Source organism: Streptomyces sp. NPDC102274, from assembly GCF_044766385.1.
In the GTDB taxonomy this organism is placed as follows: domain Bacteria; phylum Actinomycetota; class Actinomycetes; order Streptomycetales; family Streptomycetaceae; genus Streptomyces.
This window is the reverse complement of record NZ_JBIWLW010000026.1, coordinates 122,777-134,573: the sequence shown is the minus strand read 5'-3', so window position 1 is coordinate 134,573 and position 11,797 is coordinate 122,777. Positions and strand designations below refer to the sequence as shown.

The 11,797-nt window shown below is 69.6% G+C and carries 12 protein-coding genes; 8 read left to right on the top strand and 4 right to left on the bottom strand.

The features are described 5' to 3' along the window. Positions 1-319: 319 nt before the first annotated feature. On the bottom strand, positions 320-790 hold the full coding sequence (locus ACIRQP_RS29540; protein WP_403894990.1) for a hypothetical protein: 471 nt from the start codon (positions 788-790) through the stop codon (positions 320-322). Then, entirely contained in the window at positions 787-1,155 is a 369-nt protein-coding gene (locus ACIRQP_RS29535) for an ATP-binding protein (protein WP_403894987.1), read from the bottom strand. The genes ACIRQP_RS29540 and ACIRQP_RS29535 overlap by 4 nt, the downstream gene beginning before the upstream one ends. 331 nt (positions 1,156-1,486) lie before the next feature. Here ACIRQP_RS29535 and ACIRQP_RS29530 point away from each other — a divergent pair, with 331 nt between their 5' ends. The 3 genes from ACIRQP_RS29530 (at position 1,487) to ACIRQP_RS29520 (ending at position 3,122) form a co-directional block, all read left to right on the top strand. Next, positions 1,487-2,365, top strand: a complete 879-nt coding sequence (locus tag ACIRQP_RS29530; protein WP_403894984.1) for a helix-turn-helix domain-containing protein — start codon at positions 1,487-1,489, stop codon at positions 2,363-2,365. Positions 2,366-2,370: 5 nt separating this feature from the next. Continuing rightward, positions 2,371-2,583, top strand: coding sequence for a DUF397 domain-containing protein (locus ACIRQP_RS29525; RefSeq protein ID WP_403894982.1), 213 nt, complete (start codon positions 2,371-2,373; stop codon positions 2,581-2,583). Positions 2,584-2,654: 71 nt separating this feature from the next. Beyond that, positions 2,655-3,122: an SRPBCC family protein gene (locus ACIRQP_RS29520; protein WP_403894979.1), complete on the top strand. Its 468-nt coding sequence runs from the start codon at positions 2,655-2,657 to the stop codon at positions 3,120-3,122. A 496-nt stretch (positions 3,123-3,618) separates the two neighbouring features. Here ACIRQP_RS29520 and ACIRQP_RS29515 read toward each other — a convergent pair whose 3' ends face one another. Further along, positions 3,619-3,906, bottom strand: a complete 288-nt coding sequence (locus ACIRQP_RS29515) for a helix-turn-helix domain-containing protein (protein WP_403894977.1) — start codon at positions 3,904-3,906, stop codon at positions 3,619-3,621. A 60-nt stretch (positions 3,907-3,966) separates the two neighbouring features. Between ACIRQP_RS29515 and ACIRQP_RS29510 the strand changes: the two genes are divergently transcribed. The 5 genes from ACIRQP_RS29510 (at position 3,967) to ACIRQP_RS29490 (ending at position 10,049) form a co-directional block, all read left to right on the top strand. Further along, positions 3,967-4,401 carry a hypothetical protein gene (locus ACIRQP_RS29510; RefSeq protein ID WP_403894974.1) on the top strand — a complete coding sequence of 145 codons (435 nt, stop codon included), beginning with the start codon at positions 3,967-3,969 and terminating at the stop codon, positions 4,399-4,401. A gap of 371 nt (positions 4,402-4,772) precedes the next feature. Continuing rightward, complete coding sequence (locus tag ACIRQP_RS29505; RefSeq protein WP_403894971.1) at positions 4,773-4,955, top strand: hypothetical protein; 183 nt, start codon at positions 4,773-4,775, stop codon at positions 4,953-4,955. A gap of 210 nt (positions 4,956-5,165) precedes the next feature. After that, entirely contained in the window at positions 5,166-8,378 is a 3,213-nt protein-coding gene (locus ACIRQP_RS29500; protein WP_403894968.1) for a CHAT domain-containing protein, read from the top strand. Then, positions 8,375-9,010, top strand: coding sequence for a hypothetical protein (locus tag ACIRQP_RS29495; RefSeq protein ID WP_403894965.1), 636 nt, complete (start codon positions 8,375-8,377; stop codon positions 9,008-9,010). The genes ACIRQP_RS29500 and ACIRQP_RS29495 overlap by 4 nt, the downstream gene beginning before the upstream one ends. 1 nt (position 9,011) lies before the next feature. Further along, positions 9,012-10,049, top strand: a complete 1,038-nt coding sequence (locus ACIRQP_RS29490; protein WP_403894962.1) for a hypothetical protein — start codon at positions 9,012-9,014, stop codon at positions 10,047-10,049. 132 nt (positions 10,050-10,181) lie between these two features. On the opposite strand, the gene ACIRQP_RS29485 is transcribed toward ACIRQP_RS29490, so the two are convergent. Continuing rightward, on the bottom strand, positions 10,182-11,594 hold the full coding sequence (locus ACIRQP_RS29485) for a glycoside hydrolase family 16 protein (protein ID WP_403894960.1): 1,413 nt from the start codon (positions 11,592-11,594) through the stop codon (positions 10,182-10,184). Between the last annotated feature and the right edge of the window lie 203 nt (positions 11,595-11,797).

The window sequence follows — 11,797 nt, the reverse complement described above, 5'->3', positions numbered from 1 at the left end:
GTCAGCCCGAGGAAGCAGCGGCTCTATCCGCTCCCACGCCCCATCCGTCAACTCACCACGACCCGTCACAAGATCGATTATCAGACACGACCTAGTGCCGCTCCCGGCAGCGTTTGCCCCGTCGCGGCGTTGGCCACAAGCCCAAGTAGCTCCGCTACCAGGACTTCCGGCCACCTTGCGATCACACGCACTGGACGTCGCTCCTCGACGGGCAAACATTGCCGGTCGCGGCACTAGCAACCGCGCCAGAGAGCCACGAGGATCGAGCCGCCGACGGCGGTGATCGCGACGACGTACAGGGCCTGGGACTTCGTGGGGCTCACTGGTCGTGTTCCCTTGCGGACTGCCGTAGTTGGTAGAGGGCGGCGAACGATCGCGTGGTGTCGGCCAGGGCGCGCATCAACTCGTACGCGTGCAGGGGCGGGAGCGGTGGTGCCGAGGGTGAGCAGAGGTCGAGCAACCGACCTGCGTCCTCCCGCAGAGCTCGCGCGCAGGGGGTGCTGCCATGGCCGCCGAGGTCCTCGCGGAGCAGGAGTTCGAGGTTCTCGCGGAGCTTGAGGATGGTGGTGTCCACCCAGGCGCGCTCGGGGAGATCGACTCGCAGAGCGAGAGCCGCGAGCACGGTGCGGGAGATGGTCACGATGTCGACGGCGTGGCCGGCGGCCCGTTGCTCATTGCGGAGATGGCATCGCAGGGCGGTAAGGAGACGCTGGTGCGCCTCGGTGTCGGTGGCGAAGTCCACGAGGCGCGGGTGCCAGTGAGCGCCGGGGGTACGGCGAGACAGCGTCACGGGGCGCACTCCTCCCGTGTGGCGACCACACACCACGTACAGGTACCGCGCCTGCCCCACGCCCAGGCGAGCGCGTCGACCAGGAACATGCCCCGCCCGCTCTCCTCGTCGGGCCCCGGCTGCCGGACGGTGACCGGCGCGGGGGAGTGATCGTCCACCTCGATCCGTACGAACCCGCCGCTCCCGTAGGCCAACGAGAACCGGACACACTCGCCCCGTCCGTGCACCACCGCGTTGGTGACGATTTCGCTGACCAGGAGTTGTACGGTCTCGACCGCGTCCGGGCCCATGTCGTCCTGGCGGAGGAGCACCCCGGCGACGCGACGGAGATGTTCGACGCGGCGGGCGTGGGGAGCGAACGACATGTTCAGGCGTACGGCGTCGTGTATATCGACTGCCGTGGGTGGGGCGGGAGTTGCGCTACGCGTAGAGGGAGGCATCGAGAGTCGTCCTTACCGTCGATCTCCGGGGGCTGCCGCAGGACCGGTCGCATCACTGAAAGTGGCGAACTGGATGCGCTGTGTGAGTGACGGGTATAGCCTCGCACCGGGGCAGTGGCCTCGAAAGTGTTCTGGCGAAAATGCGCGAGCAAGTTCTGCTGTGAATCGCCGCTCGCTCGCGGGTCGTTCGCCGCGTTGCGGTGGCTCCCGCTGAAACGCAGAACGCTCCGTTGGGGAGAGCTTGGAGGGGCAGCGGATGATGACGGACACGCAGTCGGCGACACCCACTCTGTGTCGCCTGCAACTGGGCAGCGAGCTACGCCAGTTGCGGCTGAGGAGAGGGCTTACGTCAACCCAGGTCGTCAGGAAACTCCTTTGGAGTCCGTCGAAGCTGACACGTCTGGAGATGGGGGAGAACGCAACGGTCGAACCCGCCGACGTCATGGCCCTCTGCCAGATCTACGGGGTTGACGAGGAGATTGCCGGGCAGCTCAAGGAATATGCGGCTGTCACCAAGACGAAGCGGGAGTGGTGGCAGGCGACGGTGTTTCGCCCACTTCTCGGCCCTGGTAACAGGGCGTTTCTCGGTATGGAGTCCTCAGCGTCTGTCGCGCACACCTATCAGTCCGAGTACGTCCCCGGTCTGCTCCAGACGGCAGACTATGTACGCGTCCTCCATCAATATGCTAACGACGGCCGTCCCGATGAGGAAATCGAGAGCATGATCGATCTGAGGATGACACGTCAGAGAATCTTCCTTCGGGAGCCGCCGCTGAAGTATGCCGCAGTTGTCAACGAGGCCGTGCTCCATCGCCAGGTGGGAGGTCCGGCGGTTATGAAGGCGCAGCTCGCACGCATCATCGAGGTCGCTTCCGCTCCCAACGTCACGGTCCAAGTTATCCCCTTCAAGGTGGGTGTTCACCGAGGGATGAATGGAGCCTTCACGACCTTCCGGTTTCGTGAAGACTTCGCTCTGAAGCCGATCGTGCACCTGGAGCACTTGGCCGATCACTGGGTGCTGCGGCGTGATGCTGATGTGGAGGCGTACGAGGACACCTTCAATGAGCTGCAAACTGTGGCTCCTGGGCCACAGGAGTCTCTGAGCCTGATCGAGAAAGTAATGGAGGAGCTTTGATTCCCATGACCTTTACGGCTGACGTGCTGACCGGTGCCGGCTGGTTCAAGTCGAGTTACAGCAATGACACCCCCGGAGGGGACTGCGTCGAGGGCGCCCGCCTCGCCGACGGTGCCATGGCCGTACGTGACTCCAAGAACCCGAACGGCCCCGCCTTCGTCCTCACCGGCAGCGCCTGGGCGACCTTCGTCGACGCACTCAACGGCGGAGAGCTCTAGACTGGCCGGTCTCGCAGCCGCACCGCCGGATCCGTCAGGCCCCTTCGACTCCGCTCAGGGATGTGCTGTCCATGGCTCGCCAACTCCGTTCCGTGGGACTGGACTTCGCCGACACCGCGCCCGTACGTCTGGTGTTCACGGGCACCATGGGCGCTCCGCCCGACGCGGTGTACCGGGCGCTCGCCATCGAGACGGAGTCCTGGCCCGAGTGGTTCAGCGGACTGACCGCCGCCACGGCCGCACCGGAGGGGCGTACGGTCCGGCTGACGGGCGGGACCCGCTTCCAGGAGACGGTGCTGGCGGCGCAGCCCGATGTGCTCTACGCGTACCGTACCGACGAGACCAACGCACCTGGCGTGCACGCCCTGTTGGAGGCATGGCGGCTGGCGCCCTCCGGCGGCGGCACCCGGGTGCGGTGGACCGTCGCCACGGACGGCTCCGCGCCGTACCGGACCGTGCTGCGGCTGTCCCGGCCGGCGATGGGCCGTACCTTCCGCGCATCGGTACGCGCTCTGGACCGCCGCCTCACCAGAGCCTGACCAGCGCCCGCCCAGGTCCCGACGAATGCCTGACACCGCGCGCGGAATGCCCTTAGGTACGGCGCCGCCACTGCTCCCGTGGACCGTCCGCCTCCCGGACGTCGGTCGCGGGCTCCCGCTTGAGCCCCGGCCGCGTACGTGGACCGCCGGGGTGCGGCCGACGCGGCCCCAGGTCCTGGCCCGTGGCGGCCTCAGCGACTGGCTTGCCTCGTCCTCGCAGACGATCCAGGCCCCGCGGGCCGCCGCGGTACTTCTACCCGCGGCCACACCTCCTTCTTCCGCAACCCGACGGCCTCGTCGCCGCGTTCGACCGCCCGGCGAGCCGGCTGCTGCCCACGACCAGCCATGACGTTTCAGAAGCCGCCATGTGCCCTCCACCGCGTGTAGCTCACGTGGAACAGCCGACCGATGAGTGTCTTCACCCGCGCGAGTGTCCACCGTTGATCCGCCCACCCATGAGCGAGCGGCCCACGTTTCAACTCCCTTTCAAGACGCGCTATTTGCTCCTCGTGCGTCCTCGGGCGCCCGGGTGAACCCTTCGAGCGGACGCCCGCCCGACCGCACTCCGCCACTGACGACGCCGGCGCTCCACCGACCGCTCGCTCACCCGCAACGCGGCAGCGATCTCCCGGGTTCTTCTCCCGCCCTCGAAACGACGGACCGCCTCCAGCCGGACCCGCTTCCGCAACCCCCCCGCGCGTCGGTCAACCCGCCGCCCCGCGCGTATCCCACCGCCCACAACTACAGAACCGACCCACACACCGTCAGGCGAACGACCCGACATCCCCAATCAAGTTCAGTAGCATGCCTGCAACGCGGAACAAGGCTTGACGGGGGGAGAGCCGTGAAAGATGAGACGACCAAGCAGCTCACCGCGTGGCTGGGAGTGGCCGCGGCAGTTGTCAGCCTCTTGGCCTTCTTCGGTATTACAAGCTGGAATGAGCTAACGAAGACGGTTTTTCCGAAGCGCGCTGCCAAAGATGCTTGCCGACAGGCCTGGGACGCGACGCGCACCTTCAACGCCTATATGAAAAAGCGCGACTCCATCTCGGCGAGGGACTCGGCAGTGATCCAAATCTACGCGAAGCGTCTGGGCGAGGCTAAGGCCAAGACCAACAACGACAACCTCAAGGCAGCCTTCGATGCCAACATCTATTCTCTGACGAAACTCGCAGAGGCGCTTGAGGAGAAAACCGGAGGCGCGAACGGCTTTGGGGATCAGAGCGAGGAAGATGGGCGGACGTGGAGTTCTCTCTGCCGCGGTATCTGGAGGGACTGACCGTCTGGCTCCATTTGATTTGCAGGGCCGTTACCAGAGCCCTGGCGTTTGCTACTGAACTTGATTGGGGATGTCGGCTCGTTCGCCTGACGGTGTGTGGGTCGGTTCTGTAGTTGTGGGCGGTGGGATACGCGCGGGGCGGCGGGTTGACCGACACGCGGGGGGCGGAGTGCGGGCGCCCGCTCGCAGGGTTCACCCGGGCGCCCGAGGACGCACGCGTCATCCCGAGTAGTTCGCGGGCGAAAGCTCGCACACCGGTCGCGCCCTACCCGATGGGGTGGTTGTTGCGCGTTCTGCCGCGCGCTGTGGTGCTGTCTGCGATCCTCGGCCCAACAAGCCTTCATTCGCAACGAGTTCAGGAGTGGGCCGGCGTGGCTCATGGCCGGGGGAACGGCATGTCGTCGAAGCAGCTTTTACTTCAGGGGTTCGCGCTCTTCGTGGTGGGCGTAGGGAATTTCGTCATGGACGCGCCGATGTGGCTGTCGGTGTGGACCGTCGCGATCGGTGCCTTCACCGTCCTCTACGGGGCTTCCCGCTGGATGAAGGGGCAGTGATGCCGGCCCGAGCGGGGAAATGGCTCCCGGGCCGGTCATCGGCCCGGCTCGGATGGGCCGCGTAGGGCAGGGGTGAGTATGTCGGCCGCGCAGCCGTCCACGGATCAAGTGCCGTCCGGAGGGGAGGCTCAGGCACTGGGGTGTCTGGCGTCTCTGGCCTGGCCGGCCCGAGCCGTCGCGTTTTTGTCGCCTCTTCTGCTGATCACCGCCGTGGACGACGTTCCGGGCTCCGTCCGTGGGTTCTTTCTGCTCGCTGTCGGGCTGCTGATGGTCCTCGGGCTGGTGCGGTGCGACGCCGGACGGCATCTGCCGCCGTCCGGGCGCGGTGTCCACCAATTCGCGCAGGCCGGGCTCTTCGTGGGTGTCGTCGTGTTCGCGCACGGCCCCGCCGGCGAGTGGCTCGTGGCGCGGTGGCTGGAGCGGCCGTGGCTCACCGGCTGGGAGGGCGGACTGCTGCTGGCCGGTCTGACTCTGCTGACCGCTCTGATCGCACCGCAGGAGCTGGGGCTCGTCACCACGCTCTGGCCGCAGCCGGCCGTCGGCGCCCGGTTCGGCCGGAGTGGGTGCGTGGTCGGGGGCGCCGTTCTTCTTCTGCCCGTTCATCTGGTCCGCGTCGTCTGCTGCGCCGGTACCCTCCCGCTCTTCCTGGCCGGTGTCGCCGCGCCGCGGGCGGAACTGGTCCAGGCCGCCCTGGTGATGATTCTCGCGGAGCTCGTCGTCGCGCTCACGGTGCGGTGGTGGCTGAACGATGTCGGAGCGCTCATGCTCCACTCGGTGACGATGGCGAAGAAGTGGTCCTCGCTCGGGGACCCGCTCGTGCAGTCCTGGGTGCGCGACCGGCTTGTCAACAGGGTCCGCGAGACCCGCTCGCCCCAGGGGCCCGGCACCCCCGACTACTCCCTGCTGATCCTGCTGGCGGCTCAGGCCACCGCCGCTCCCGATACCCGGAGCGGCCGTCGCGCGGCCCCCGGCTATCTGCCGCTCTGCGACTCCATGCTGCTGGCGGCGGAGGCCGCGCTCCGCGCCGAACCGGACATCGGAGAGCAGCGCCGCGAGGAACTCTGGCGACTGCATCTGGCCGCACGCGGCACGGTCTCGTTCGCGTTCGCCACCGTCGCGGAGGGCGAGGGCGCTGTCGAGGACGCCGTGGCGCGGAGCGCCGCCGCCGTCGAGGACCTGGAGGCGGCCGGATATCCGGACTTCGCCGCCGTGGCGCGGTTCCAGTGGGCGGGGAGGTTACGGAACGACTACGCCGCCGTGCGTGAGGTGCTGCGCCCCCTCACCGACGGCGGCCAGGGCACGCCCTGGATGTCACCGTTCGCCCATCGCTTCCTCGCCAACGCCGCGCGCTCCGGCGCACCGGAGCGGGTCGCCTTCCACGAGCAGGCCGAGGCCGCCGGACTGCTCGCTGGCCAAGGGAGCTTCCAGCGGCGCGAGGAGGAGCAGGGCTGGTTTCCCCGGGCCCTCGTGCCGGCGGTGCCCGACGTGGGGGTCAGGCTCTTCGAGCGCATGAGCTGGCGGGTCTGGCAGCAGATGTTCGAATCCGGTGAGATGGTACGTACCTGGACGCGGGGGCCCGGTACGGGGTCGGGCGAGGTTTCGGGCGCGGTCGACCGGCCGGGGCTCAGCGTCGACGGCATCAGCTACTACGGCGAGTCCGTCGCGAGCATCGGCATGGCCTGGAAGATGGTGTGGCACGCCCAACTTCTCGCCCCGGTCGGCCGCTTGCGTACGGCACGGTGGCTGCTGGAGCAGGCGCGCAAGAAGTCCAGCGACATCGCCCTCCAGATGGAGGCACTGAAGCTGCTCGCCTCGATCGACGAGGAGGAGAAGGACTGGCCCACCGCCTACGCACGCTGGAGCGAACTCGTACGGCTGGAGGAAACGCGCCGCGGCAGGATCACCGACGGCGACCGGCGCATCGACTACCAGGCCTCCCACTACAACCGCCTGATCCTCCTCCTCACCGGACCCGAAAGCGGACACATTCCCGGTCTGCGCGCGCCGCAGTGGGCGGTCGCCTTCGACCACAGCGAGCAGGACCGTTCGCGTGTACTGCTGGAGATGCTGCGGCCCGAGCACAGGACCGGCGACGGCTCCTCGACCGGTGACGGCTCCTCGGCGCCCGTCGACTACGCGGAACTGACCTCCGTACTGGGGGAGTTCGAGCGTCGTGGCGGACAGCGCGGACTTCTCGTCAGCTTCTATGTGTTCGATGCCCGGGTCGTTGTCTTCCTGGTCCGTTCCGGTACGTCGTCCCCTGTGGTCGAGGAGGGGAAGCTCCCCCTCGACCTGGCGCTTCCCGACGGCCGGAACGCCTTCGGGCGGATGACATCGGCCGCCGCCTTCGATCAAAAGCGGCTCGACGCGGACTTCGGCGTGCTGACCGGGGCGATCGCGCGCCACAGCGAGCCGGGGGAACCGGTGTGCCTCGTGCCGCACGGCGTACTGCACGAGATCCCCCTCCACGCGGTGGCCACCGGCGGGGTGCCGCTCGCCGCGCGCAACCCCGTACATGTGGTGCAGAGCGCCTCTCTCCTGGCGGACCTGTACCGGAACACCGCTCCGCCCGCCCCGCGCGGCCTGTGTGTCTTCGCCGACTCACGCTCCGATCAGCCGCTCGTCCACGCGCGCGCGGAGGCCCGCTCCATGGCCGGAGCATTCGGCGGGCGCGCCGAAGTCCTCTCCGGCGACCGGGTCACCCGGCAACTGGTCCTGGACCGGCTCGTCCACTCGGAGGCGACGGCCGTGCACTTCGCCTGCCATGGCGTCCTGGCCCCCGACGGTGTCGCCGGCAGCGCGATCAGCTGCGCCGACGGGCCGCTGACCATGGACGATCTGCTGGGGCTGCGTATCCGCGCGGATCTGGTGACCCTCAGCGCCTGCCGGAGCGGGGCGAGCAGAGGGCGCCCCGGTGATGAACGGCTCGGCCTCGCACGGGCCTTCCTCATCGCCGGGGCCACATCGGTCCTGGTCACACAGTGGCAGGTGGACGATCTGTCCACCGCACTGTTCATGGAGCTTTTCTACGGTCTGCTGGTGGCGGGGGCGCCGCGCGGGCGGGCACTGCACGAGGCGCGGGCGACGGTGCGCGGGATGACCGTGGAGGCCGCCGCGCGATGGTGCGAGGACGCGCTGACCCGGACCGGTGACGCCGCAGCCGGGTCGGCCGAGAGGACGGCGTACGAGTCGGCGCTGCTGCGGCTGCTCTGCGAATCCGGTGATCTCCCCGCCGCCAGGCGGAAGTTCGCGCGGCTCAAGGAGCACACCCGGAGCGGCAGTCCGGAGCGAAGGGAGCTGGTGATGCTCTGGTCGCGGCTGACCGCCGGCGCCGAAGCGAGGGGAGGCATCGGTCCCGGAGCCCGCCCCTTCGAACACCCCTACTTCTGGGCCCCGTTCGTACTGGTAGGAGACGCCCGATGACCGCACTCCCCGCGCACACCCCGCTGGCCGACCTGGCCAGTCCCGATTTCGCCACGGTGCAGGACGCCGAAGACGCCGAAGACGCCGAAGACGCTGAGGACCCGCACGGCCGGGACGCACAGGACCGCCGCCAGGACCGCCGCCGGGACTGCCGCTATCTGGTCGGGCTTTCCGCCGACGGAACGCCCACCACCCTCGCCGTCCGCACCTCACCGGCGGCCCCTCGGCGTAGGCCCGCCGTGGTGGTCTCCGGCACCGCGACCCTGCAGGACGTCGTCGAAGAGTCGGCCCTGCTCAATCTGCTCGAACTCAGCCCCGAGGCCGCCGTGGTGATGGACCACGCGAGCAGCGCTGTCCAGGGCGTGCTGGAACGCGCCACCGTCGACGCGTATCTCCGGCAGGACCGTTTCCCCGGCGGCCCCGTACGCGCGGGCGGGGGCGCGGTCACCGGCGACGACAGCTGTCTCTGCGGGACACATCGCACCCCGCACGCGCATGTGATCTGCGCGTTCGGCGGCTGCGGGCGCGTCAACGCGCTGCACTTCCACGATCCCGAGGATCCCCCGGAGTGCCCGGGGCCCGGCGACGGGGTGCCCGCGCACCCGTTGATCCTTTCCGTACGAGGGCGATGACGTGATCGCGGACGTGTTCCGGGACGCGCTGGCGGGCACGAGCCGACGCCTGCTCTTCACCTCGGCCCTCCCCGCCCTCGTCTTCTCGGCCGTCCTCCTCGGGGTCACTCTCGAAGCGGCCACGGACGTGAGTTCCGCCGCCGCCCTCGGTACGGGGCTCGGTACGGCCCTCGGCACCTGGACCGACCGGCCCGCGGGCGTGCGTACCGTCCATGCGGCGGGCTTCGTCCTCGCCGTCACCCTCCTCACCGCCCTGCTGGCGGCCCACCGGGTGACCCTGCTGCGCTGGGCCGAGGGGTACTGGCCCGGGTATCCCGGCCGTCGGCTCGGGGCGCGGCGGGCGAGCCGTCACGAACGGGCCCGCGCGGAGCTGCGCGGCGACATACGGGCGGGCAAGCCGGACGCGTACGAGACGCTCTATCTGCACTACCCACTGCCCGGGACGACCGTATCGCCGACACGCCTCGGCAACGTCTTGCGCGGCGCCGAGGACTACCCCCGTACCCGGTACGGAATCGACGCCGTGCTCGTCTGGCCACGGCTGTTCCCGCTCCTGCCCGCTCAGTTCACCGCCACGTTCGCGTCGAGCAGGGCCCGGCTCGACGCCGCTCTCGCCGCAGCCACGCTCTCCGTCGTGTTCACCGTCACGGCCCCGGTCTGCACGGTGGCGGTGGGCGGCGCGCTGTGGCTCGCCGCCGTCTCGCTCGTGGTCGGCGCGATCGGTGCGCTGACCGGCTACCGGGCCGCGCTCGCCACCGCCGTCGTGCACGGGCAGCAGATCCGCGTCGCCTTCGACCTCTACCGGGGGCTGCTGCTGGACACAGCTCAGCACGGTGGCCGGCCGCCCCTGCCGGAGGCGGGACTCGCGGACCAGCAGCCGCTGCCCGTGCCTGTGCCCGTGCCTGTGCCCGCGTCCGCGTCCGCGTCCGACGTGCTCAGCAGCGCGGCCGAACGCGAGATCTGGGAAGGGCTGTGCGGCTTCTGGTATCGGAACATCCCCGTCGAGGCGCGGGTCGCCGCCCCGCGATCCGGCGGCTGAGCCCCGTGGCCCGCGCCCGGCCGGGTACGGGCTGGGTACGGGCCGGGCCGGTACGGATACGGCGGCCTTGCCCGTACCGGCCCCTCGCGCCGCGTCGGCGGCATCGAGCCGCCTTGGCGATGTCGAGCCGCGTCAGGCGAACGGGATCCGGATCACCGACTGGTTGCCGATGCCCAGCGTGGTCGCGCCGGTACCGATGGCGTTCCAGACCTCGATCCGTACCTTCCCGTTGACGAGGTCGCCGTGCGATCCGGTGGCCGACTTCAGGCCCCTGGCCTGGGTGTAGTGCTCATAGCCGGGGGCGGGGTCGGTCGCGAAGTACTGGTAGGTCTCCGTACGGTCCCAGGTGCCGTCGCCCGTACGGTCGTAACTCACCCTGACCTGCTGCCCGTTGCCGACCGATGTCCCCGCGTCGACGAACAGGTCGAACTGCGTGGCACCGCCGTTGTACGTACGGGTGATCCCGCTGGAGGTGAAGACCTGCGGGGTGTGCGGCGTGCCGTCGTAGTTGGCGCCGCCCGCCGTGGCGAGGCCGGTCGACGCGGCCGATCCGGCGGCGTCACCGAGTCCGGCGCCCGTCCGCGCGTACAGCGTCGAGGAGCCCGACGGCGGCGGGTCGGTCGGAGGATCCGTCGGAGGATCCGCCGGTGTGCCGCCACGGGTCCAGACGGCCACATAGTCGACGAGCATGGGGCGGCCGGGGACGGTCGCGGCGGTCGGGGTCCGGCCGCCGAGCGCGTCGGGGAACGCCCCGCCGATCGCCACGTTGAGGAGGATGAAGTACCCGGCGTGGTTGGTCATATTGGCCCAGGTACCGGCGTCCATCTGGTTCTGCCGCACGGTGTGGAAGAGCTGGTCGTCCACGTACCAGCGCAGCTCATTGGGGGTGACCGCGCGGTCCCACTCGAAGCGGTAGGTGTGGAACGCGGACTGGCAACTGGAACCGGGGCAGGCACGGTTGGCGCCGAGGCCGGTGGTCTCGTTGCACGGGCCGCCCGGACTCACGCCGCAGTGCAGCACGCCCCAGACGGAGTTGATCCCGTTGACGTTCTCCATGATGTCGAACTCACCGATGCCCGGCCAGTTCCAGTAGTTGCCCCGGAAGGGCGAGCCGAGTGTCCAGAAGGCGGGCCAGTAGCCGAGCGCGGCGTCGCCCGTCACGTTCGGCATCTGGATACGGCCCTCGATACGGAGGGTGCCGCCCGCCGGAGCCTTGAAGTCGGCGCGCCGGGTCTCGACACGGGCCGAGGTCCAGTTGCCCGCGCCGTCCCTGAGCGGGGTGATACGGAGGTTTCCGTTGCCGTCCAGGCTCAGGTTGTCCGGGCTCGCGGTGTAGTTCTGGATCTCGCCGGTGCCCCAGTTGCCCGGCCCGCCGGGGTAGCCGTGGCCGGTGTCGGTCTGCCAGTTGGTGGCGGAGGGCGGGGTGCGGTCCGCGCCGTTGAAGTCGTCGCTCCACTGGAGGTTCCAGCCGGGCGCGGGCGGTATCGCGCCCTGGGCGGTGCCGGCGCCGGTGAGGCCGACGAACCCGGCCAGCGCGACGGCCATGGCGAGGATCGCGCCGATGAGGGGCGTGCGGGGAGCGGTGCGAGAAGCGGTGCGAGAAGCGGTGCGGGTGGCAGTGCGGGGGGCGGATCTGGTGCGACTGGTTCTCAAGGAACACCTCCGGTGCGGATGGTGCCGAGGTGGGACCGGGAGCGCTGCCTGAGAGCGCTCTCAGTACGTCTTGTAACGGTGCGGGGGCACACCGT

Bases quoted from the DNA above. Each gene is read 5' to 3' on its own strand.
- ACIRQP_RS29535 (WP_403894987.1), bottom strand. From the start codon at position 1,155: ATGTCGTTCGCTCCCCACGCCCGCCGCGTCGAACATCTCCGTCGCGTC.
- ACIRQP_RS29530 (WP_403894984.1), top strand. From the start codon at position 1,487: ATGATGACGGACACGCAGTCGGCGACACCCACTCTGTGTCGCCTGCAA.
- ACIRQP_RS29525 (WP_403894982.1), top strand. From the start codon at position 2,371: ATGACCTTTACGGCTGACGTGCTGACCGGTGCCGGCTGGTTCAAGTCG.
- ACIRQP_RS29520 (WP_403894979.1), top strand. From the start codon at position 2,655: ATGGCTCGCCAACTCCGTTCCGTGGGACTGGACTTCGCCGACACCGCG.
- ACIRQP_RS29515 (WP_403894977.1), bottom strand. From the start codon at position 3,906: ATGTCGGGTCGTTCGCCTGACGGTGTGTGGGTCGGTTCTGTAGTTGTG.
- ACIRQP_RS29495 (WP_403894965.1), top strand. From the start codon at position 8,375: ATGACCGCACTCCCCGCGCACACCCCGCTGGCCGACCTGGCCAGTCCC.
- ACIRQP_RS29485 (WP_403894960.1), bottom strand. From the start codon at position 11,594: ATGGCCGTCGCGCTGGCCGGGTTCGTCGGCCTCACCGGCGCCGGCACC.